The organism is Pseudomonas sp. TMW22089 (genome assembly GCF_022496645.1).
Taxonomy (GTDB): Bacteria; Pseudomonadota; Gammaproteobacteria; order Pseudomonadales; family Pseudomonadaceae; genus Aquipseudomonas; species Aquipseudomonas paraversuta.
The window spans coordinates 24338-46032 of record NZ_SCFG01000007.1; the positions used below are offsets into that span (position 1 = coordinate 24338).

Below are 21695 nucleotides of genomic sequence, written 5' to 3' on the forward strand. Positions count from 1 at the left end.
ATGTCGCGTCCTGCCTGGTCTTTATATGCCTATCAACTGATCGAGCCCGATGAGCAGCTCGATTTGTTCGCCTGCCAGGAGGTACGGGTGCATCTGGTGACGCGCCAACTGGAGCTGGGAGGCACCATTGACCGCACGTTATGCGGCTCGTTGCTGCCTGCGCAGCCACGTTGGTCAGATGTCACGCGCAAGGTCTTCCAGGACCACCGGCTGTGCCCGTTGTGCCGGGCAATCATCGAGTCGCAACGCCGCGGCACCGAGCCGATCTGGCCTGAATTGCGCTTTGAACTATGATCTAACTTGTCTGGCACCTGAACCGGCCCACGATCACCGTGGGCGCGGTGTACACTCCCTTTTTTATCCCCGTTGATTATGCGAAGGATGTTCCGGATGTTGTCGCGCCTACCTGCAGTCACCCGCTACCTGTCAGTTGCCGCATTGTGTGTTGCGGGTCCCGTTTCTGCGCTTGAATTCCCGCTGCCACCGCCGGGTGAAGATGTGGTGGGTGAGGTGCAGGTGATCAAGGGCAAGTACGAGGACTCCTTTGCCGATCTGGGCAACCAGTACGAACTTGGGTACTCGGAAATGATCGCGGCCAACCCGGGGGTGGACGCCTGGTTGCCGGTCAAAAAGAATCCGGATGGCACGCTTGTCGATACCAATATCGTGTTGCCGACCCAGTTCATCCTGCCGCCGGGCAAGCGTGAAGGGATTGTGATCAACCTGGCAGAGTACCGGCTGTACTACTTCCCCAAGGACCAGAACAAGGTTTACACCTTTCCGCTGGGGATCGGTCGCGAAGGTTGGGGTTCGCCTCTGGGGTTCACCAAGGTCACTGCCAAGACGCCTAACCCGACCTGGACGCCGCCGGCTTCGATCAAGGCCGAACACGCCAGGAACGGCGACCCGCTGCCCAACGTGGTGCCTGCAGGGCCGGATAACCCGCTGGGGCCCTTCAAGTTCACGCTCGGCATGCCGGGTTACCTGATCCACGGCTCGAACGCAAAGTTTGGCATTGGCACGGGTACCAGCCATGGCTGTTTCCGCATGCTTAACAAGAACGTGCTGGAAATGGCGCAAATGGTGCCGGTGGGAACCCCGGTCAGAATCATCAACGAACCCTACAAGCTGGGTTTGAGCGGTGGCAAGGTCTACCTTGAGGTTCATGAGCCGCTGAATGTCAAAGATGGCTCTCTGGTGGCCGTCAGCGACAAGTCGCATTTGACCCCTGAAGACTTGCAGAACAAGTACGCGGGGTTTATCAACTTTTTGCTCAAGCACAAAGACCTGGAGAACAGCATTCAGATCGACAAGGACAAAGCCTTCCCTGTTGTGGGTGCCGAGACCGGTATCCCGGAAGAAATAGGCGTTGCTAATTCAGCTGAGCCAGTTGGCCAGTCGCTGGATTACGTGCAGTAAATTCACGTTAAAAAAAACCGCCACGGTTAATGCCCTGGCGGTTTTTTATTGCCCGCTTAGTTGCGGGCAATAAAAAAGCCGACCCATAAATGGGTCGGCTTGATAATAACCCCGAAGGATTATTACTTGCGGCTTGCTTTTTCAAGCATGCGCAGAGCACGTTCGTTAGCTTCATCAGCAGTCTGCTGTGCTTTTTGAGCAGCAGCCAGAGCTTCGTCAGCTTTACGGTATGCTTCGTCAGCACGAGCCTGGGAGCGAGCTGCTGCGTCTTCAGTTGCAGTCAGGCGGGCTTCAGTTTCTTTAGATACGCTGCTGCAACCGGTAGCCAGAACTGCGGCCAATGCCAGAGCAGAGAATTTCAGAACGTTGTTCATCGTGTTCCCCTTCAAGGACTTTCTATTTGAAGCTGCTCCTTCAAAGCGAGGAAACAGCCGGCGTACATACTACCCATTACTTGTAGTAAGTAAACTGACCTAGCGCAAGAACCAAAAAAAATATTTGGCAATCAATGCGGATGGACTAGCTTTAACAGATTGTGCTTGAAAAACAGCCAGTTTAAAGCCCTGGCCGCGGATCGAGCCCGCCGCTTGATGGCGTGACTTTAAGTTCGGTTGTGCGTCATAGGCTTAACTTTCAGAAAAATGTTAAGGGTGCTGGCAAGTTATCGGGCTGGCCACAGGTTTGGTGTCCATAGCGTACCCCTGATGGCGAAGTGGTTCCCTCGGCACAAAAACAACAGTAATGTAGAGGTCACGGTTCAAGACCCGCTAAGGAGCAATGATGAGCGAGGCGTTGTCTATCCACCATGACCAGGCAGGTCACCAGTTTGAGACCACTGTCGACGGTCATCGTGCTTACCTGACCTACATGGATCTGGGCAAGCAGACTCTGGATATCTATCGCACCTTTGTACCCAATGCCTTGCGTGGCCGGGGTATTGCGGCAGCATTGACGGAGCAGGCGCTCGATTACGCCGAAAAGATGGGATACGAAGTGATTCCCTCTTGCTCTTATGTAGAGCGTTATATGGAACGTCACAAGCGTGCCCAGGCGAAAACCTGAAACCAGACTCACAAAAACGCCGGGCCAACAGCCCGGCGTTTTTTTGTGGGCCGCAAAACCCTGATCGAACCCCGGCGGCCTCCTCAGTCCGCCATCTTGATCAATGCCCCCAGCGCCCGCTCCCAGATCTGGCGCGTGCGTACCCACACCAGTTCTTGCCAGTCGCTGTCGGCCGGACAGAACTGTTCAAGCAATTGCAGCTTGATCTGACGCGCCTGCGGGCTGTCCAGGTCGCCGTGCAGATGCAGCCACTGGTCATCGCGCAGAACACTGTGAACCTGCTCGCCAGGATAGGTGCCGCATTCAATTACAAAGGGCATCAGGCGCACTCGGGGCAGGGCGTCGATGATTGCTTGCGAGGCATATCCGGTGGCCGTCGCGGCAACCCCGGTAGCGCTTTGGCTGTCGGCGCCGGTGATCAGGGTGAATAACCATGGACCAAACAGCTGCCGGGCATCGGCAAGCGCCGGATAGGCAGCCTGGGCGATGGTCAGCAGCATTGGATGACCATAATCACCCGCGCCGGTATGCAGGTCGAAGCACATGGCGACGCTGGCGCTGGCAAGGTGCTCGCGCAAAATTTCGTGCAGCGTCCGGTTAGACCAACTGGCATTGTTGCCGCCATAAAACAGTCCGTCGGGATGGCGGTACTGGCCAGCCTCGACAATCGACATCACGGCCGGCCAGCCCTCACCCTGCACCCGCTCATTGAGCCGGGCGTCGGCCTGTTCCCGGTGCGGGCCGCGTAATTGATCGCAGGTGTAGATGGCATGCAGCGCCTCATACGCCTGGTTGTCCGGCGGTGCCTGGCTGAAATCCAGAAAATTGCGGTTCAGGTCGATATTGTCTTCATTGACCCGGCGTATCCACGCGGTGCCCCACGGGTTGATCAGGTGAATCATCAACACCGCCACGTCGTCAGGCAGGGTTTGCGGGTTGAATGTCTGCAGCCACCGGCTTTGGCAATCCGAGCCATAAAAGCCTTCGACCCCATGGGTGCCGCTCAGGGCGATCAACAGGTGTTTTGCCTGGGGGTTGCCGATCAGTGCGACATCGGTGCCCAGGGCTTCGCCAAACGGACCGCACAGGGGGTGAGGATAGTGGTACAGGCGTGCGCCTGCCGCAGTGGCGGCGGCCAAAAACTGTTCACGTTGGCGGGTAAAGCTGCGGTGTGACGGGAAACCTGTGCTCATGCTGCTCTCCTGTCTATGAACGCGCCGTGGCATTCAGGCGTCCGCAAAGAAATGGGGGCAGGCGGTGGCCGGGGTGAAGCAAGCAGATGGCTGGTGCCGGCGAGTGCCGGCTCCGGTGTTACGCGTCCATCCCTTGGCGGGGTGAGCAGGCCCGCCCCGCCAAGAGATGTTATCGATCAGCCGCGAGTACGCTTGGGCAGTACATCCTTGAGCTTGGCGTGCATGCTGCGCAAGGTAGTTTCAGTGCTGGCCCAGTCGATGCAGGCATCGGTAATGGATACACCGTACTGCAAGTCTTCGAGGTTTTTAGGAATGGCCTGGCAGCCCCAGTTCAGATTGCTTTCGACCATCAGGCCGATAATCGACTGGTTGCCTTCGACGATCTGGTTGGCCACGTTGTCCATCACCAGCGGTTGCAGGGCCGGGTCCTTGTTGGAGTTGGCGTGGCTGCAGTCGACCATGATGTTCGGGGTGATTTTTGCCTTGTTCAGTGCTTGTTCGCACAAGGCCACGCTGACCGAATCATAGTTCGGCTTGCCGTTGCCGCCGCGCAAGACGACGTGCCCGTAAGCGTTGCCCTTGGTGGTAACGATCGACACGCCACCTTCCTGGTTGATACCCAGGAAGCGGTGGGGGCTGGAAACCGACTGCAGTGCGTTGATTGCAACTGTCAGGCCGCCATCGGTGCCGTTCTTGAAGCCCACGGCCGAGGACAGGCCGGAAGCCATTTCGCGGTGAGTCTGCGACTCGGTGGTACGCGCGCCGATGGCTGACCAGCTGATGAGGTCCTGCAGGTACTGCGGTGAAATCGGATCAAGGGCTTCGGTTGCGGTTGGCAGGCCCATTTCGGCCAGGTCCAGCAGCAATTTGCGACCGATATGCAGGCCGTCTTCGATCTTGAACGAGTCATCCAGATACGGGTCGTTGATCAGGCCTTTCCAGCCGACCGTTGTCCGTGGTTTTTCGAAATAGACGCGCATCACCAGATACAGGGTGTCGCTGACTTCTGCGGCCAGCACCTTGAGGCGCTCGGCATACTCGTGGGCAGCCTTGATATCGTGAATCGAGCAAGGCCCGATGACAACAAACAGTCGATGGTCTGTGCCATCCAGGATGTTGCGAATTACCTCACGCCCTTTGGTCACAGTCTGCAGCGCCGTTGCACGCAAAGGCATCTCGCGCTTGAGCTGTTCAGGTGTGATCAGGGTTTCGTTGGAGGCAACGTTTAGGTCGTCAATCGGTAAATCAGCCATCGTGTTACTCGTCAGGTCACGGGTGCCGGCCGCCAGCGATCCCCGAGCGGCGGAGCACAGCATGATTGAGCGCACCGGGGAGCCGAACCTTAACGCGTTATCCGCTTATTCGACAATGGGCATCCGCAGCTTTAATCCTGTGCTGTGCGGGCAAGCGCGCGATCGAGTGTGGCCTGGGAGAACTCCACGGCGTGCCGGCTGACCCACTCCAGGGCCAGGGTCTCGATATTTTCAAGGGGCAGGCTCTGTGGATGCTGGAGGCGGTAATAGTGCTCGATCTGGCACACCTGTTCGCCCATGCGCGCACCAAACAGTGTCTGCTCATCGGTAAAAACGACGCCGACCCGATAACCTGCAGGCTGTTTCTCGCACCAGGCTATATAGCCCGGGTAGCGTGCGGTTTCACCGAGGGTAGGCATGCACATGTCTACGGCCGTGCCCCGGCGCCAGCCTCTGTCGCTATTGCATGACACGCCGCCGAGGCTGATAGAGTGCAGCTTCTGGCGTGAAAGAGAAGGTTGTTCGCGGGGTGTTATCTCAACAGGAACATCATCCGGGTGAGGTAAGAAACGACCCATGTATGCACACTCCCAGTGCCAGCACTTTGATATTGTTTTCGTGAGTATAGTGATTGAAATGGAACTGACTGACTTTGATGCGGATCAGCGTCTACTGGCGCTGCCCGGGACCTCGCTGGTGGTGTTTACCGGCGCCGGATGCTCGGCGTGTCGCACGGCGCGCAAAATGTTGCCCGAGATGCAGTTACCCATCGATCGACTGTGCTGGATTGACGCAGGTGACAATGGCGGTCTGGTCCAGCGGTACGGGATTTTTCATCTGCCGAGCCTGTTCGTTGTGTGTGACGGGGCGTTTTATGGTGAATTGAAATCGCGTTTGAGCGAGGGTGAGCTGGCGCACCACATTCGCCTGGCTTTGCTGCTTGAGCCTGACGAGCTACCTTGAATCGGTGTTTCAAGCCGGACTGAACCTGTGGAGGCGACATGAGCAAAGGCTTAAAGGGCAAGCTGGTGCTGGCCATATCTTCCAGGGCGCTGTTCGATCTGAGCGTTAGCCACCAGGTGTATCTGGCGCAAGGCATCGAGGCTTACCGTCAGTATCAGATCGAGCATGAAGATGAGGTGCTGGAGCCGGGCGATGCATTCGCGCTGGTCAAAAAACTCCTCAGTTTTAACGCCAGCCTCGGCCATGAGCGGGTCGAGGTGGTACTGGTGTCGCGCAACAGTGCAGACACCGGGCTGCGGGTATTCAATTCTATCCAGCACTATGGCCTGGGTATCTCCCGGGCGGCATTTTCCGGTGGCCGCAACCCCCATGCGTATCTCAGTGCGTTTGGTTGTGACCTGTTTCTGTCGACCCATGCCCAGGATGTGCGCAGCGCGCTGGACGCCGGCTTTGCGGCGGCAACGATCCTTTCCGGAGGCGCGCGACGTGCCGAGAGCAACGAATTGCGTATCGCCTTCGACGGTGATGCAGTTTTGTTTTCCGATGAATCCGAACGGGTTTTCCAGTCCGGGGGCCTTGAGGCGTTTCAATCCCTGGAGCGTGAAGCGGCTCGCAGCCCGTTGCGTGGCGGACCGTTCAAGGGCTTCCTGGAGGCCTTGAACCTGTTGCAGCGCGAGTTCCCTGACGATACCTGTCCGATCCGTACCGCGCTGGTGACTGCGCGCTCGGCGCCCGCCCACGAGCGGGTGATCCGTACATTGCGCGATTGGGACATTCGTCTGGACGAATCCCTGTTTCTCGGTGGTCTGGATAAATCCGCGTTTCTCGAGGCCTTCGCTGCCGATGTGTTTTTTGATGATCAGGCGGGTCATTGTGAAAGGGCGCGTCAAGTTGTCGCCACCGGCCATGTACCCCACGGCATAAGCAATGAGTCCAGGGACCTGGCCCCTGAGTAGGGGCAAGGTGTAAGTCATCGTGTGCCTCATCGTACTTGTCCGGGCGCTGCTAAGCTGACTCCATCTCGGCCCATTCAGGCAGTCGGGGAGGTCGCATGATTCGCTCGATACTGTATGCCACGGACCTCGGAATTTACGCTCCGGTTGTAATGCAGCATGCATTGGGGCTGGCCCACAGCTTCAATGCCGATTTGTATGTGGTGCATGTGGTTGAGCCCATGGGGCTGTTTGCCGAGTCGGTATTGCAAAGCTATCTCGATGAACAGGCTCTGAACGCACTGCACCAGCAGGGTATCAGCACCATGCTTGGCAATATTGAACACCGGATAGTTGATAGCTTGCGTGACGAATTGGCCGAGAGGCAGCAGGAGCTGGCCTTGATTCGCTCGGTCAAGGTGATTCAGGGGGAGCCTTCGCAAGTCATTCTGGAACAGTCGCAAATGCTTGCAGTGGATCTGCTGATTCTCGGCAGTCATGGCCAGCCATCGGGGGACATTACCCATCTAGGGCGCACAGCTGCCCGGGTTGTCGAGTTGGCGCAGATGCCGGTGTATCTGGTACCGCTGTTGCAGCGTCGCCGTCCCACAGACGGGTGAAGGTGTAGAGCAGAAAATTGATAAAAAAGTTCTAGATTTATTGTTCTTACCTTCCATATAGTTATATATCGCCGCCGATACCCTGGCGCCTATTTGCTTTGAGGGATGCATATGAAGCTTCAACAATTGCGCTACATCTGGGAAGTGGCGCACCACGACCTCAACGTTTCGGCCACCGCGCAGAGCCTTTACACCTCACAGCCGGGTATCAGCAAACAGATCCGCTTGCTTGAAGACGAGTTGGGCGTGGAGGTGTTTGCCCGCAGTGGTAAACACCTGACCCGCGTGACGCCTGCTGGTGAGCGCATCATCACCACCGCCGGCGAGATTTTGCGCAAGGTCGAAAGCATCAAGCAAATTGCCCAGGAATTTTCCAACGAGAAAAAAGGCACCCTGTCGATTGCCACAACCCACACTCAGGCGCGCTATGCATTGCCGCCGGTGATCAGCAATTTCATCAAGCAGTACCCGGATGTTGCCCTGCATATGCATCAGGGTTCGCCAATGCAAATTGCCGAGATGGCCGCCGACGGTACCGTCGACTTTGCAATTGCCACTGAGGCCCTGGAACTGTTCGGCGATCTGGTGATGATGCCTTGCTATCGCTGGAACCGCTGCGTAGTGGTGCCTCAGGGTCACCCGCTGGCCAAGTTGCCAAAGCTGACACTCGAAGCCCTGGCTGAATACCCGATCGTGACCTACGTATTTGGCTTCACCGGTCGTTCCAAACTCGACGAAGCATTCAGCCATCGCGGTTTGACTCCGAAAGTGGTGTTTACCGCCGCGGATGCTGACGTGATCAAAACCTACGTGCGTCTGGGCCTGGGTGTAGGCATCGTGGCCAAAATGGCCGTGGATGCCAATCTCGACAAGGATCTGGTGGTACTGGATGCCAGCGAACTGTTTGAGTCCAGCATCACCAAAATCGGCTTCCGCCGTGGTACGTTCCTGCGCGGTTTCATGTGCGACTTTATTGAAAAATTCGCGCCGCACCTGACCCGCGAAGTGATGGCCAAAGCCATCCAGTGCCACAACAAACAGGAACTGGAAGACCTGTTTGAAGGCGTTGAACTGCCGGTGCACTAAGACTGGCTGTAGCCGCTGCCCTGGCAGCGGCTACAGGCCCCCCCCCCGATTTTATTGCTCTGCGTTGCGCGTGTGCCGGTACTGGCTCACGGCGTCATAGACCGCCTTGCGCAGGCGGTTGATGCCGCCAATCGGCCGATGTTCTTCAATGCCATGCCAGGGGCTGAAGGACAGGTTGTCACAGGCCAGATTCTGCGCTGGCGTGTCGAAGTCCTGGGCAGGCACCTTGATCCTGGCCACCGTTTCGAAAGGTGCGTCTGACTCTTTCCATTCAATGCTGGTGTCTTCGATCGGCATGAAGCGGTTGGCATTCTGGCGCTGGATTTGCAGCACGAAACACGCCGGCACCCGGTCTGTGGACAACTGCTGGCTCAAGGCATTGCGCAGGAAGTTGGGCAGCTTCTGATTTTGCTCCGCCAGGGTGTAGGCCGGGCAGCTGTCAGGATCAGGTGCCACGCGGTATTTGGCATTGGCGCTGCCGAACTTGTAAGGCGAAACCGAAAAGTAGGTTGTTTGCGTCGGGCTGGCCGGGGCAGGCGCCAGGGTGGCCAGCGCGATAAACAAGTGACGGACTTGCCAGCTGCGCGGGTCCCATGAAGGGAAGAATGCCATAGCCTTCTGACCATCGGCCTGGGCAGCTATGTTCTGACGATACTCGGCGACGTCGCTGACGAAGAAATTGGCATGGTTAAACATCACAAAGTCTTGTTCGGCCCGACCCTGCTGGCCGGGTAATAACTGAGCCCCCGGAACGTCCTGCAACTTGATCGCCATGCCCCGCCCATCGCGGATGCTGTCGAATTGCGGGTAAGCGTTGCCGTTGGACAGACGCATTACGGCTTGCCAGGTATGACCCGGGGTGGCAAATACCCCTTGGCGCAATGCCGGCTCCAGGTCATCCAGTACCTGTACTTGCGCCTTGACGCAGCCATGGGCCTTGGCGTGGGCATCACGCAAATACCGGGTGTTCTCGCGGTGCTGGTCGACGATCTTGATCGCCGTGCGGATGGTGTCCTGAGTCATCGCCGCTTCACCAGCCGGGATCTGCTCCTGGGCCGCCACCGGGCCACGGTGCTGCCAGGCAAACCAGGCGGTGGCCAATGCCCAGCCGAGCAGTCCCAGGGTTATTACAATCAGCAGCAGCTTGCCCAGCCAGGAGCCGAGGCGAAGCCAGAGTGCGGTCAACATGCAGATATCCTTTTAGCAAAATCCTGGGGGCGTTGAAGGCCCTTCATTCGTTGGGTAACTGTTGTTCGAGCGGGCCACCGAGTACTTTCAGGTACTCCAGCAATGCCCAGCGCTCATGGGGTTGCAGCAGGCGGCCGATCACCCCGTTACCACGGGGGCCGGCGCGGAACTCGTGACCGCTGTTGTGGTTGCCACTGATGCGGGTATCGAGCACAAATCCGCCGTCAAAGGCTTCCGTGCGATAGCCCAGGTGGCGGGGGTCGTACTCGAAACTGCCGCGATAGAAGGTTTCGGCGCGCTCTGACTGTGGCGAAAGCAACTGATACACCGTAGGCACCGAGCCATTGTGCAGGAACGGCGCCGTGGCCCAGATCCCGTCCAGCGGCCGTGCCTTGTAGGCGCGCAGTTCCATCACCCCGATCGGCAGGCCAAAGCCATTCAGACGGTCCTGTTCCTGCGGGCCGATGCCGGCCTCTTGGTAGGCATGTTTTTCAACAAAGGCGGTGACATAGGCCAGGCCTTTGGCCACCGACAGTTTGCCCAGGTCCAGCGGCGCATCGCTCTTGGGATACAGGTCCACATTCATGCTGGCCAGCTCGGCCGGGTCCCATTGCAGGGCGCGCAGGTCGTAACGATTGTCGGCGATGTTGTTGGCGGTATTGGGGTCGGTACCTATCACTTCTACAGGCAGCATTTTCAGTTGCTTGACCAGCCGGCCGTTCTCTTCAACTACGGCAGGCACATGGCAGCCGGCGCAATTTTCAGTGAACAGCGCACGCCCTTTGGCCGCCAGGGGGCGATCAATGGCGCCGAACAGTTCTTCGGGCCAGACCGGGGGCTTGAGCCTTTGCAGGGTTTGTTCGATCAGGTGCAAGTCTTGAACCCGCACACTCGATGGATAACGCGCATCGCCCTGCAGGGGTTGGCCGTGGTCATCAAAGAAGTTCAGGGTCGCGCCGACCCCCAGCGCTTCGCCGATATTACGTGCCATCGGTTGCTTGGCCGAGCCGTTCCACTGTACCCAGTCGAACGTCCACATGTCCCACAGGTGCGGGTAGTCCACTGGGGCGTTGGCCACCCGGTAGTTGTCGGGTGAAATCGCATCGCCGAAGCTGGCATTGGCAATCCGGCCGAAGGCATCGGTACGGCCCGGCCCCTCCAGGGTTGGATAGAGTCCGCGATGGGTGTCATTCCAGGCCACGGCCAGGAAGTTATCCAGCGACACCTTGAAGTCTTTGCGCAGTTGTTGGTGCTGCGCTGGGTACTGATCGCCCAGAACCTTGCGGGCGAAGCGCTCGAATTTCCATGGGTTGTAGTAGGTGGCTGCGAGGCTGGCGACCAGCGCCTGGCCGAAGCTGCCGCCACGCAGGGTCGGAACGCTGGAGGGCAATACGTGTTGTGCGGGGGCACCATCGATGCGCAGGGCCTGGCCTTTGAAGCGCAGTTCACCGGTATGGCAGGCGGCGCAGGTGATATCCAGATATTGCACCTTGCTGCCCGGGTTTTGATGGCGGGTGAAACCCACTGGCAAGTTGCCGGGATTGGCGGCACTGGCTTGCTGTTGGGGATCGATCAAAAATCCGAAGCGGGCCAGATATTCGGGCGCGGCGAACGATTGTTTGGAAAAGGGCAGTTCAAGGGCGCTGAACCAGTCGTAATGCAGGCCTTTAACTTGCGTGCCCTGGGGCGTGTAGTAATAGGCTTGCCGGTCAGCCGGGCTCCATTGATCGAGGAAGTGCAGCTGCTGCGGGGCTTGGTAGGCAGGTAGTTTCGGGTTGGCGATGAAGTAAAGCACCAGGCCCAGACACAGCGCCAGTGCCACGAACAGCACTAGCAGAACACGGTAAAACAAACGCACAGTAACGCTCCTTGTAAAATTTTTCACAGTCTTATGCCTGAGCTGCTGTCTGGCAGCAAGCAGCCATGTAATCTCATGCCTATGATATGAGCGAGGTTTACAGCTTCTCTGATATGTAAGTAAAAGATACGGGAAATATGAATTGTGCCCGGACAGAGCTCAGGCCGTGAACTTATCCACGATTAGGCCCTCTCATGCCGGTAGCCATTGGTCGCGGCCGCCTGATAAGCTCGCGGCTTTACTCGATTGCCCATTTGGCGCATGAACAAGGAAAAAGCATGAAACAGCATAGGTTGGCGGCAGCTGTGGCCCTGGTAAGCCTGGTACTGGCGGGTTGTGATTCGCAGACCAGCGTAGAGCTGAAAACCCCGGCGCAAAAAGCCTCTTACGGCATCGGCCTGAACATGGGCAAAAGCCTGGCTCAAGAAGGCATGGACGATCTGGATTCCAAGGCAGTAGCCCTGGGTATCGAAGACGCCGTCGGCAAGAAAGATCAAAAGCTTAAAGATGACGAACTGATCGAAGCGTTTGCAGCCCTGCAAAAACGTGCGGAAGAACGTCTGACCAAAATGAGTGAAGAAGCCTCTACTGCAGGCAAAAAATTCCTGGAAGAAAATGGCAAGAAAGCCGGTGTTGTAACTACCGCTTCGGGCCTGCAATACGAAGTGATCAAAAAAGCCGACGGCCCACAGCCTAAAGCTACCGACGTAGTGACTGTTCACTACGAAGGCAAGCTGATCGACGGCAAGGTTTTCGACAGCTCGGTTGAGCGTGGCAGCCCGATTGATCTGCCAGTGAGTGGCGTGATTCCGGGTTGGGTTGAAGGTCTGCAACTGATGCATGTTGGCGAGAAGTACAAGCTGTACATTCCTAGCGAGCTGGCTTACGGCGCGCAAAGCCCGAGCCCGGCGATCCCGGCCAACTCGGTGCTGGTATTCGATCTGGAACTGCTGGGTATCAAAGACCCTGCAAAGCCTGAGCAAAACGCAGCCCAGTAATCTGCTTTTGCCCGCACAACGCCCCGTCTCGACGGGGCGTTGTCGTTTCTGCAGTGCCATTGGCGATCCATGCCGGCCTGATCAGACAGCGACAAAATGTCCCAGATGCTTGCTGGCTAGTGGTTGCTGACCGCCAAGTCAATGAATTTATGGGATTTTTTATGTGTGTAAAAAATGCCCGATCTGAGCGCAGCCCTTATAGAACGTGGCTTTCAGCCGTGAAAATCAGCTCTGTTCACAAGGTTATCCACAATTTGTGTGGATAACATTTGCCGGCTATCCCCAGGTTTGCGCCTGTCTTGCATGAATTCGCTCCTCCAGATCAAAAACCCCAGAGACCTTGGCGGCTGTTAGGATTAAGCTTCTAAGGAAAGTTCCGACTCGATTTACAAAGAAGTCTGACGGGGTTTGGTAAATGGATGTCCAAGTAATCAAGCTTAATGGCGAACCTGAATACGCAGTCCTGCCATGGGCAAGCTATCAGGCGCTACTCAAAGCCGCAGGTCTCGATGATCAGGCGGCCCCCCCCTACGGCACTACAAACACCTGAGACCGAATCACAGCCACCTGAACCCGATCAGGTGTTGCCCGGGCTCGATCAGTTGCGTGGTCTTCGCGAGAGCAAGGGCCTGGCCCTTGAAGTCCTGGCCCGCACTGTAGGCATTAGCCCTTCCTATCTGGTAATGATTGAAACCGGTGAGCGTCTGCCTGATCTCGCCATTCGTCGCAGCTTGGCCTGGGAGATGGGTGTTCCGGGCTGGAGGGAAACATCATGAATGTACGCATCAGTCGTCAACACTGGGATGGGTTACTGGCTGAGCTTGATAAAGCACGTCAACAACGCCACTTGCTGACTTACCGTGCATTGCTGGAGCGTTTGCAGTTACCGAGCCCGGCGATGTTGACGCTGACTGCCGCCCTTGAACATCTGGCGGCAATGGATGCCAAGGCTGATCAGCCGTTACGCAGTTCACTGGTGATCAGCCAGGGTGCCAGTCGTTTGCCCCGCACCGGTTTTTTTGAGTGCGTGGAGCGCCTGGGTCGCTTTGCCGGGCCGCCGGATGGTGTTGCTGCCGCGTCGTGGCACGCGTCTGAAGTGGTTCGAGTGTTTGAATACACTTACGAACATGAGGAGGCCTGAGTGCTAGGTCGGCTCAAGGCACGTCTGGGCTACGGGGTTGCCCGCAAGTTGTTCCACCAGTCCTGGTGTGTGCGTCAGCCGCGCATCTGGGGCTGGATGGAGGGGCAGTTTGCACGGATGTCCAACCTGGGGGATACCGGGGCTCAAAGCTTCTATGGCCATATCCTGGCTTTTCGCGGCCAGGGGCTGGGGGCTCGAGAGGAGGGCGTGCGCTTGTTGCGCCTGGCGGCTCAGGGCGGTGATGCCAAGGCGGCGTACCAGCTAGGGGTGTTCAGCCTGGCGGGTACCACCGCTAACCGCCCGGATGCATCAGAAGCGGCGCGCTGGTGGGCGATGGCGGCCAAGGCCGGGCATCCACTGGCCACCCTTAAACTGGCTGAGTTGTATCAGCGGGGTGGGCCTGGTTTATTGCCTGATCCGCAACTGGCCAGGCACTACCAGCCTTAGGGTATATTTTTGCCAATAAAAAGGGCGGGCCGTGTTATGCGGTCCGCCCTTTTTACATCGTTGTCCCCGCCCTGCAGGAGCGCGCTCCTGCAGCTGTGTGGCGGGTTTTATTTCTTGGCTACCTGCGAGCTGAGCTTGAGGTAGTCCAGCAGAATCCGCCCGGTCTCACTCAGGTAGGCGTCGTCTTCCGGTTTGGTCTTTTCAGGTTCAACCGGCAATGCATCTTCGTCTTCTTTCTTCATTTCCTTGAGTGGCGCTTCGCCTTTGGCCTTGCGACGGGCGTTCTCCATCACCAGCTGCTTGGCATCGATATCGGCGTGCTGGGCACGACGTTCGGCTTCGTTCAGGCTGACGGTTTTCTCGGCCATCAATTTATCGGCCAGGGCCAGCTTGTCGCGAATGAAGATGAACTCGGCATCTTTGGCCACCCGTGCATCGTGCTCGGCTTTGAGCTGATCAATGTAGGGTTTGAACGGGTCAACAGCCGGCTTGATGGCAGGACGAATGGTGTCCCACGGCATCGCTTCAGGCAGAGCGCTTTCGCCAATTTCCTTGGTGTCGATTATCGACGGGAAGGCCACGTCAGGCAGTACCCCCTGATGCTGGGTGCTCTGGCCGGAAACCCGGTAGAACTTGGCCAGGGTCAGTTTCAGCTCGCCATGGTTCAGCGGCTGGATGGTTTGCACCGTCCCTTTGCCGAACGTTTGACCGCCGATAATCAGCGCACGATGGTAGTCCTGCATGGCACCGGCGAAAATCTCCGAGGCCGAAGCCGACAGGCGATTGACCAGCAACGCCATCGGGCCTTTGTAGAAGGCGCCCGGATTTTCGTCTTCAAGGACGTCCACCTTGCCGTCGGCATTACGCACCAGCACCGTTGGCCCTTTGTCGATAAACAGGCTGGTCAGCTCGGTAGCTTCCTGCAGCGAACCACCGCCGTTGTTGCGCAGGTCGATGATCACGCCATCGACTTTTTCTTTCTGCAACTCGGTCAGCAGTTTTTTAACGTCGCGGGTGGTGCTCTTGTAGTTCGGGTCGCCCGCACGGAAGGCTTTGAAGTCCAGGTAGAAGGCTGGAATTTCAATGACCCCCAGCTTGTAGTTCTTGCCATCCTGCTTGAGGTTCAGGATCGACTTTTTCGCCGCCTGCTCTTCAAGTTTCACCGCTTCGCGGGTAATGGACACAATCTTGCTGGTCTGGTCATTTGGCGCGTTGCTCGCCGGAATCACTTCCAGGCGGACCACGGAGCCTTTAGGGCCACGAATCAGTTTGACCACTTCGTCCAGGCGCCAGCCAATGACATCGACCATCTCTTTATCGCCTTGGGCGACACCGATGATCTTGTCGGCCGGAGCCACCTGCTTGGTTTTGTCGGCAGGGCCCGCGGGCACCAGACGCACGATTTTCACCTGGTCGTTATCGCTCTGCAACACGGCGCCAATGCCTTCCAGCGACAGGCTCATGTTGATGTCGAAGTTTTCCGCGTTATCCGGTGACAGATAGTTGGTGTGCGGATCGTAAGACATGGCGAAGGTGTTGATGTAGGCCTGGAAGATGTCTTCACTGCGGGTCTGATCCAGGCGCGACAGCTGGTTCTTGTAGCGCTTGGTCAGCAGTTCCTGAATTTTCGCAGGCTCTTTGCCGGCGATCTTCAGGCGCAGGACTTCGTCCTTGATGCGTTTGCGCCACAGGTCATCGAGCTCGGCTTCGGTCTTGAGCCATGGAGCGTCCTTGCGGTCGATCTGCAAGGTTTCCTTGGCGTTGAAGTCGAACGAATCAACACCCTTGTTCAGCTCGGCAAGTGCGAAGTCCAGACGCGATTTAACACGATCCAGGTAGCGCTTGTAGATGATGAAGCCGGGGTTCAGGTCGCCGCTTTTGAGGAAGTCGTCAAACTGGAATTTCCATTTGTCGAACTCGGTAATATCGCTGGCCAGGAAGTAACTGCGTGAAGGGTCGAGCAGCTTCAGATAGCTGTCATAGATAATCGCGGAACGCGCATCATCCAGAGGCGGCTTGCTGTAATGATGGCGTTTGAGCAGCTCAACGACGTTAAGACTGGCAATTACCTCATCACGATCGGGCTGAAGGTTATCCCAACTGTTAGCGGCGAACGTATTGGCCGAAAACGGCAATACGCCCAGGCCAATGAATAGGGCAAGTGCGGTGCTAGGGAATAAATGCTTCATGCTGATTCGACGCGGGGGCAATTGATAACGCATATTAGGCCGTCTTTGAAGTCGCCGGTTCCGTTAAGGACCGGCCGCATAATGCAAGAAGCCCGGTGCAACAGCGCCGGGCTCAGTCCAGACTCACTATGGAGGCACTGTGAAAGCATTGCAAGGCGTTGAAGGTCAAGTGAAGTGGGTTGAAGAGCCAAGCCCCACCTGTGATGTAGGGCAAATTCGGATTCGCGTGGCGGCAGCGGGCCTCAATCGGGCCGACTTGCTGCAAAGCGCGGGGATGTATCCGCCGCCGCCTGGCGCCAGTCAGTTTCTGGGCCTTGAGTGTTCGGGGGTGGTCAGTGAAGTTGGCCCCGGTTCTTCGTGGCAAGTCGGTGACCGGGTTTGTGCCCTGTTGGCCGGCGGCGGCATGGCCCAGGAAGTGGTCGTGGATGCCCGTCACGCCCTGCCGGTGCCTGATGGATTGTCACTGGCGCAGGCGGCAGCATTGCCTGAGGTGTACAGCACTGCGTGGCTGAACCTGTTTCAACTGGCGGGTCTCAAGCCGGGAGAGAAAGTGTTATTGCACGCCGGTGCGAGTGGTGTTGGTTCAGCGGCCATTCAGCTGTGCAAGGCGTTTGGCAGCCCGTGCTGGGTGAGCGTCGGTTCCGCTGAGCGACTGGCCTACTGCGAGGCGCTGGGAGCCCAGGGCGGTGTGCTTCGGGCCGATGGGCTTGAGGGGTTGAAAGCCTTTGGGCCGTTCGATGTGGTACTGGACCCGGTGGGTGCCAACTACGCCGAATCCAACCTCAAACTGCTGGCCCTGGACGGACGCTGGGTGCTGATCGGTTTGATGGGCGGTCGCAAGGCCGAGCTGGATCTGGCCCTGGTGCTGGGCAAACGCATCCAGTTGCTGGGTTCGACCCTGCGCACTCGAGACGATCAGTTCAAGGCTGACTTGCTCAGCGATCTGAACCAGCAGGTATGGCCATTGTTTAGCGAAGGTCGTCTAAGCCCGCAATTGGCCAGGGCTTACCCGATGGAAGAGGCCCAGCAGGCGTATGCCGAATTGGCCAGCAATCAGGTATCGGGCAAGCTGGTGGTGGTCATAGACCCGAGTCTGATCTAAACCGCCTTTTCTTCTCTGCAGGAGCGAGCTGCTCAAAACGCCCACGAAGAGCCCGTGGGCACGCTCGCTCCTGCAGGAGGGAGGGTTATTTCCAGTGATGGACCGGCCACCCGGCCTCTTCTGCATGTGCTCGTAGCACCGGGTCGGGGTTGACCGCGTGCGGGTGATCGACCTTGAGCAACAGCGGCAAGTCGTTGCGTGAATCGGAGTAGAAGCTCGCGCCTTCGAGGTTTTCTTCTTCGGCGTCCAGCCATTCAAGCAAGCGGGTGATCTTGCCTTCGCGGTAAGTCAGGGTGCCCAGGGTTTTGCCCGTATAGATGCCACCCTTTACTTCAAGCTCGATCCCGAGCACTTCATCGATTCCCAGCCGCTCGGCAATGGGTTTGACCAGGTGTGTGCCCGAGGCCGAGATCACCAGAATCCGGTCACCGGCCTTGCGATGTGCAGCAATGGTTTTAGTTGCGTCGCTGAAGATGATCGGCTCGATGTAGTCCTCAACCCAGGGCCCGACCAAGTGCGCGACTTCTTCGGGAGTGCGACCTATCAACGGCTCCAGGCTAAAGTCCATGAAGTCCTCCATCGCCAGTTTGCCCTGGCCATAGGCCTCCATCAGTTGGTTGTTGCGCTGCATGAACGACTGCGGATCGACCCAGCCCAGGCGGCCCATCTGCTCGCTCCACAAGGTGGCGCAGTCGCCGTGAATCAGGGTTTCGTCCAGATCAAAAATTGCCAGGGCCATCAGCGCAACTCTCTCTTCAAAGTGTTTAAAGGCATCAGGCTACCTCACAAAGGGTGCTGCTATCGATGGACAATGCCACGCGCTGACCATCCGGATACAGATCTGCGGGAGAGCGGTTGAGCACGTCAACGATCAATTCCACGCCGCGGACCTCTACGCGATAGCGAATCACATTGCCCAACAGGCTGTGGTTGCGGATAAGGGTGTCTGCCTCGCCTTGCAGGCTCAGGCCCAGGGTTTCCGGGCGTATGGCGATGCGGCTGTTGACCGGACGCTGCAGCAGGCGGCTGGCAGTGTCGGCGTCCAGCAGGTTGTAGTTGCCGATAAACCCGGCGGCGAATACATCCACCGGCGCGGCGTACAGGGTTTGCGCATTGCCGCTCTGCACAATGCGCCCCTGGTTCATCAAAAAGATGCGGTCACTCATGACCAGCGCTTCTTCCTGGTCGTGGGTGACGAAAATGGTGGTCAGCCCCAGCTCGCGCTGAATGTTGCGGATCTGCTCACGCAGGTGCTTGCGAATACGAGCGTCCAGCGCCGACAGCGGCTCATCCAGCAGCAACAGGCGAGGGCGGGTGACCAGCGAGCGGGCCAGGGCCACACGCTGGCACTGGCCGCCTGACAGCTGATGGGGATAGCGCTTGGCGAAGTCATTGAGCTCCACCAGTTGCAACACCTCGGCCACGCGTTTGTGGCTGTCATCGGGTTTGACTTTTTGCATGCGCAAGCCAAACGCCACGTTTTGCTCGACGGTCATGTTGGGGAACAGGGCATAACTCTGGAACACCATGCCGATCCCGCGCTTTTGCGGGCTCAGCGGCACAATGTCCTCGCCATCGAGGAGGATCCGGCCGCCGTCCACCGGGGTAAGCCCGGCGATGCAGCGCAGCAGCGTGGACTTGCCGCAGCCCGAGGGGCCGAGCAGGGTGACGAACTCGCCTTTGGCGATGCTGCAATTGATATCGCTGAAGACCGGGGTGCCGGAATAGGATTTCTGCAGGTGTTCAACGCTGACGAAGCTCATTGGCTTTTGTCCTTGTTCAGGAAGGTGGCAACCCAGGTCAGCACCAGTACAAAGAGGAAGTAGGAGATCACCAGCGCACTGGTGAAGTGACCACTGCTGTTACGCATGTTGTTCAAGAACACCTGCAGGGTTTCGTAGCGGGTGCCCACCAGAATATTGGCAAACACAAACTCGCCGAACAGGAACGAGAACGACAGCAGCAGGGCCACCATCAGGCCTTTACGCAAGTTGGGCAGAACCACCAGGAAGGCGGCCTGCCAGGTGCTGGCGCCGAGCAGTTGGGCGGCATCCATCAGGTCACGCAGATTAATCGCCTGCAGGTTGTTGGTGATTGCCCGGTACATGAACGGCAGCGCCACGGTGAAGTAGCAGCCAATCAGAATCCACGGCGTACCGACCATGGCGAGCGGGCCCGAGCCATAGAGTTGCAGCAGGCCCACCGATGACACCACCGGTGGTACGGCGAAGGGCAGCAGGATCAGGATGTTCATCAGCGCGTCGAGTTTGGGGAAGTGGTAATGCACCACAAACAGCAACGGCAAAATCAGGATCACCGACAGCACCAGCGCTGCCACGCAGACCAGCAGTGACTGGCCGAAGGCCGCCAGAAAACGCGGATCGCCCCATAGCTGGTTGTACCACTTGAAGGTGAAACCGCTGGGCAATACGGTCGCCGACCAACTGCTGGCGATGGAGTAAATCAGGGTGCCGGCCAGCGGCAGGATCAGAATGAGCAGCAGCACATACACCACGCTGCGGTGGTAAAGGCTGGCCGGGGCGGATTCAGCGCGCGACATGGTAGCTCCTCTTTAACAGCCACTGATGCACCAGGGTTACCAGAGTCATCAACCCCACCAGAATCACCGCCAGGGCGCTGGCCATGTTGGGATCAAGGCTGATGTCGCCCGAGACCATTGCCGCAATCCGGATTGGCAATACGTTGAAGTTGCCGGTGGTCAGGGCGTAGACCGTGGCATAGGCGCCAAGGGCGTTGGCCAGCAGAATGACAAAGGTGCCGAGCAGGGCCGGAGTCAGTACCGGCAGGCCGATATGCCGCCAGAATTGCCAGCTGCTGGCGCCCAGCAATGAAGCCGATTCGCGCCAGTCTTCGCGCAGGGCATCAAACGCCGGATACAGCAGCAATACGCCGAGGGGGATCTGGAAATAGGTGTACAGAATGATCAGGCCGGTTTTGGAATAGAGGTTGAAATCCTCGATGATCCCCGCCTGTTTGAGCATGATCGTTATGCTGCCGTTGAAGCCCAGCAAAATGATGAATGCGAAAGCCAGCGGCACCCCTGAAAAGTTGCTGGTCATGTTGGCGAATGCGTTGACGAAGTTGCGCAGCCGCGAGTCCACCTTGCGCAGCGAGTAACTGCCCAGAACGGCGATCACGATGCCGAACAGGCTGGACCAGAAACTGATTTCCAGACTGTGCTGGATGGCTTGCAAGTAGAACTTCGAGTTGAAAATCTTGTTGAAGTTGGCCAGGCCCCAGCCGCTGTCCTGCGATTGCACGCTGTGAATCAGTACCCACAGCAGCGGAGCGATTTGAAATACGAAAAAAAATACTGCGAAGGGTACCAAGCACAACAGCGCCAGCCATTTACCCCGGCTCATGCTGTGGGCCTCAGCAAGTCGCGGCAGACCGGTTTGTCATGGGTAACCCCCAGCAGTTCGCAGATGGTGCCGCACAGCTCTGTCTGCCCGGGCGTGACATCCGGGTTCAGGCTGAACGCCTCGCCGAGCACGAACAGCGGTACCTCCCGCTCTTCGGGCAAGATGCCGTTGTGCGAGCGGTCGTTGTTCATGCCATGGTCGGCGGTGACCAGTACCTGATAGCCGGCCTCAAGCCAGCCTTGCAGGTAGTCGGCCAGAATGATGTCGGCCGAGCGGGCACTGTTGCGGTATTGCGGGGTGTCGAGACCGTGCTTGTGCCCGGCGTCGTCGATATTCATGGGGTGGACCAGCAGAAAATTCGGTGAACACTCAAGACGCAGGCTTTCAGCGTCGGCGAACAGGTGGGAGTCGGGGTAATGGTCGCTCCAGTAGAAATGCCCGTGCTGGATCGGCAAATCGGCGCCCCGGGTATGACGGTCGCGCGCGATCACGAAGGGCGAGCGGTTATACAGTTCACTGACCCAGTGATAGGCCGCCGCTGCGGTGGTCAGTCCACCTTCACGGGCGTAATGGAACACGCTGCGTTGACTGGACAGGCGCGACACATTGTTGTGCACGATGCCGCTTGCAATGGGTGGCACCCCGGTGAGGATGCACTCATAGAGCGGCCGCGACAGAGCAGGCAGTTCGCAGGTGAGTTTATAAAGGGCGGCGCGTCCTGCCCCGACATAGGCCTGTAAATGCCCCATGGCCAGGCGGGCGACCTCATAGTTCAGGCCGTCGAGTACAACCAGGATGACGTTGTGTTTCATGTACGACGACTCCACAAAACCTGTAGGAGCGAGCTTGCTCGCGAGCTTT

Annotated in this window: 23 protein-coding genes and 1 pseudogene; 12 read left to right on the plus strand and 12 right to left on the minus strand. The window is 58.0% G+C overall.

Annotated elements, in window-relative coordinates:
• The gene (locus EQV90_RS09090) at nucleotides 1-294 is read left to right on the plus strand and encodes a hypothetical protein (protein ID WP_003446817.1); all 294 of its coding nucleotides are present in this window, start codon (nucleotides 1-3) and stop codon (nucleotides 292-294) included.
• Nucleotides 295-390: 96 nt separating this feature from the next.
• Entirely contained in the window at nucleotides 391-1419 is a 1029-nt protein-coding gene (locus EQV90_RS09095) for a L,D-transpeptidase family protein (RefSeq protein WP_127195885.1), read from the plus strand.
• A gap of 122 nt (nucleotides 1420-1541) precedes the next feature.
• Here the strand turns inward: EQV90_RS09095 and oprI are convergent, their stop codons facing one another.
• On the minus strand, nucleotides 1542-1793 hold the full coding sequence (gene oprI / locus EQV90_RS09100) for an outer membrane lipoprotei OprI (protein WP_003172710.1): 252 nt from the start codon (nucleotides 1791-1793) through the stop codon (nucleotides 1542-1544).
• A gap of 406 nt (nucleotides 1794-2199) precedes the next feature.
• Between oprI and EQV90_RS09105 the strand changes: the two genes are divergently transcribed.
• Nucleotides 2200-2481, plus strand: a complete 282-nt coding sequence (locus EQV90_RS09105; protein ID WP_003446831.1) for a GNAT family N-acetyltransferase — start codon at nucleotides 2200-2202, stop codon at nucleotides 2479-2481.
• 83 nt (nucleotides 2482-2564) lie between these two features.
• Here EQV90_RS09105 and EQV90_RS09110 read toward each other — a convergent pair whose 3' ends face one another.
• From EQV90_RS09110 to EQV90_RS09120, 3 genes are all read right to left on the minus strand, one after another.
• Nucleotides 2565-3674, minus strand: a complete 1110-nt coding sequence (locus EQV90_RS09110) for a DUF2817 domain-containing protein (RefSeq protein ID WP_003446832.1) — start codon at nucleotides 3672-3674, stop codon at nucleotides 2565-2567.
• Nucleotides 3675-3850: 176 nt separating this feature from the next.
• Nucleotides 3851-4927: a 3-deoxy-7-phosphoheptulonate synthase gene (locus EQV90_RS09115; RefSeq protein ID WP_003446834.1), complete on the minus strand. Its 1077-nt coding sequence runs from the start codon at nucleotides 4925-4927 to the stop codon at nucleotides 3851-3853.
• Nucleotides 4928-5058: 131 nt separating this feature from the next.
• Nucleotides 5059-5505, minus strand: a complete 447-nt coding sequence (locus EQV90_RS09120; protein ID WP_029612824.1) for a PilZ domain-containing protein — start codon at nucleotides 5503-5505, stop codon at nucleotides 5059-5061.
• On the opposite strand from EQV90_RS09120, the gene EQV90_RS09125 reads away from it, so the two are divergent.
• The 4 genes from EQV90_RS09125 (at nucleotide 5504) to cysB (ending at nucleotide 8528) form a co-directional block, all read left to right on the plus strand.
• Nucleotides 5504-5890 (plus strand): thioredoxin family protein, encoded by a 387-nt coding sequence (locus EQV90_RS09125; protein ID WP_003446838.1) that lies wholly within the window; start codon nucleotides 5504-5506, stop codon nucleotides 5888-5890. The genes EQV90_RS09120 and EQV90_RS09125 overlap by 2 nt on opposite strands.
• Nucleotides 5891-5928: 38 nt before the next feature.
• Nucleotides 5929-6846, plus strand: coding sequence for a 5'-nucleotidase (locus EQV90_RS09130; RefSeq protein ID WP_003446840.1), 918 nt, complete (start codon nucleotides 5929-5931; stop codon nucleotides 6844-6846).
• Nucleotides 6847-6941: 95 nt separating this feature from the next.
• The gene (locus EQV90_RS09135; RefSeq protein ID WP_003446842.1) at nucleotides 6942-7442 is read left to right on the plus strand and encodes a universal stress protein; all 501 of its coding nucleotides are present in this window, start codon (nucleotides 6942-6944) and stop codon (nucleotides 7440-7442) included.
• Nucleotides 7443-7553: 111 nt separating this feature from the next.
• Nucleotides 7554-8528: an HTH-type transcriptional regulator CysB gene (gene cysB / locus EQV90_RS09140; RefSeq protein WP_003446844.1), complete on the plus strand. Its 975-nt coding sequence runs from the start codon at nucleotides 7554-7556 to the stop codon at nucleotides 8526-8528.
• 51 nt (nucleotides 8529-8579) lie between these two features.
• On the opposite strand, the gene EQV90_RS09145 is transcribed toward cysB, so the two are convergent.
• Together EQV90_RS09145 and EQV90_RS09150 are read right to left on the minus strand one after the other, a co-directional pair.
• The gene (locus tag EQV90_RS09145) at nucleotides 8580-9716 is read right to left on the minus strand and encodes a catalase family protein (RefSeq protein WP_240878014.1); all 1137 of its coding nucleotides are present in this window, start codon (nucleotides 9714-9716) and stop codon (nucleotides 8580-8582) included.
• Between the two features lie 43 nt (nucleotides 9717-9759).
• Nucleotides 9760-11574 carry a di-heme-cytochrome C peroxidase gene (locus EQV90_RS09150; protein ID WP_240878015.1) on the minus strand — a complete coding sequence of 605 codons (1815 nt, stop codon included), beginning with the start codon at nucleotides 11572-11574 and terminating at the stop codon, nucleotides 9760-9762.
• A 278-nt stretch (nucleotides 11575-11852) separates the two neighbouring features.
• On the opposite strand from EQV90_RS09150, the gene EQV90_RS09155 reads away from it, so the two are divergent.
• The 4 genes and pseudogenes from EQV90_RS09155 (at nucleotide 11853) to EQV90_RS09170 (ending at nucleotide 14160) form a co-directional block, all read left to right on the plus strand.
• Nucleotides 11853-12572: an FKBP-type peptidyl-prolyl cis-trans isomerase gene (locus EQV90_RS09155; RefSeq protein WP_010656991.1), complete on the plus strand. Its 720-nt coding sequence runs from the start codon at nucleotides 11853-11855 to the stop codon at nucleotides 12570-12572.
• A gap of 415 nt (nucleotides 12573-12987) precedes the next feature.
• A pseudogene (locus tag EQV90_RS09160) lies at nucleotides 12988-13348 on the plus strand (helix-turn-helix domain-containing protein).
• Nucleotides 13345-13713: a hypothetical protein gene (locus tag EQV90_RS09165; protein ID WP_003446852.1), complete on the plus strand. Its 369-nt coding sequence runs from the start codon at nucleotides 13345-13347 to the stop codon at nucleotides 13711-13713. Before EQV90_RS09160 ends, EQV90_RS09165 begins: the two are co-directional and overlap by 4 nt.
• Nucleotides 13714-14160 carry an SEL1-like repeat protein gene (locus EQV90_RS09170; RefSeq protein ID WP_161718341.1) on the plus strand — a complete coding sequence of 149 codons (447 nt, stop codon included), beginning with the start codon at nucleotides 13714-13716 and terminating at the stop codon, nucleotides 14158-14160.
• A gap of 107 nt (nucleotides 14161-14267) precedes the next feature.
• Here the strand turns inward: EQV90_RS09170 and EQV90_RS09175 are convergent, their stop codons facing one another.
• Nucleotides 14268-16349 carry a carboxy terminal-processing peptidase gene (locus EQV90_RS09175; RefSeq protein ID WP_177412934.1) on the minus strand — a complete coding sequence of 694 codons (2082 nt, stop codon included), beginning with the start codon at nucleotides 16347-16349 and terminating at the stop codon, nucleotides 14268-14270.
• Nucleotides 16350-16488: 139 nt separating this feature from the next.
• Here EQV90_RS09175 and EQV90_RS09180 point away from each other — a divergent pair, with 139 nt between their 5' ends.
• Complete coding sequence (locus tag EQV90_RS09180) at nucleotides 16489-17451, plus strand: NAD(P)H-quinone oxidoreductase (protein ID WP_161718345.1); 963 nt, start codon at nucleotides 16489-16491, stop codon at nucleotides 17449-17451.
• An 85-nt stretch (nucleotides 17452-17536) separates the two neighbouring features.
• On the opposite strand, the gene EQV90_RS09185 is transcribed toward EQV90_RS09180, so the two are convergent.
• Genes EQV90_RS09185 through EQV90_RS09205 form a run of 5 tightly spaced genes read right to left on the minus strand, consistent with a single transcriptional unit; the run spans nucleotide 17537 to nucleotide 21646 of the window.
• Complete coding sequence (locus EQV90_RS09185; RefSeq protein ID WP_003446860.1) at nucleotides 17537-18190, minus strand: HAD family hydrolase; 654 nt, start codon at nucleotides 18188-18190, stop codon at nucleotides 17537-17539.
• Between the two features lie 34 nt (nucleotides 18191-18224).
• Complete coding sequence (locus tag EQV90_RS09190; protein WP_003446861.1) at nucleotides 18225-19214, minus strand: ABC transporter ATP-binding protein; 990 nt, start codon at nucleotides 19212-19214, stop codon at nucleotides 18225-18227.
• Nucleotides 19211-20011 carry an ABC transporter permease gene (locus EQV90_RS09195; protein WP_003446863.1) on the minus strand — a complete coding sequence of 267 codons (801 nt, stop codon included), beginning with the start codon at nucleotides 20009-20011 and terminating at the stop codon, nucleotides 19211-19213. The genes EQV90_RS09190 and EQV90_RS09195 overlap by 4 nt, the downstream gene beginning before the upstream one ends.
• Nucleotides 19998-20834: an ABC transporter permease subunit gene (locus EQV90_RS09200; RefSeq protein ID WP_003446872.1), complete on the minus strand. Its 837-nt coding sequence runs from the start codon at nucleotides 20832-20834 to the stop codon at nucleotides 19998-20000. The genes EQV90_RS09195 and EQV90_RS09200 overlap by 14 nt, the downstream gene beginning before the upstream one ends.
• A complete protein-coding gene (locus EQV90_RS09205; protein WP_010656988.1) occupies nucleotides 20831-21646 on the minus strand; it encodes an alkaline phosphatase family protein in 816 nt (271 codons plus the stop codon). Before EQV90_RS09205 ends, EQV90_RS09200 begins: the two co-directional genes overlap by 4 nt.
• Between the last annotated feature and the right edge of the window lie 49 nt (nucleotides 21647-21695).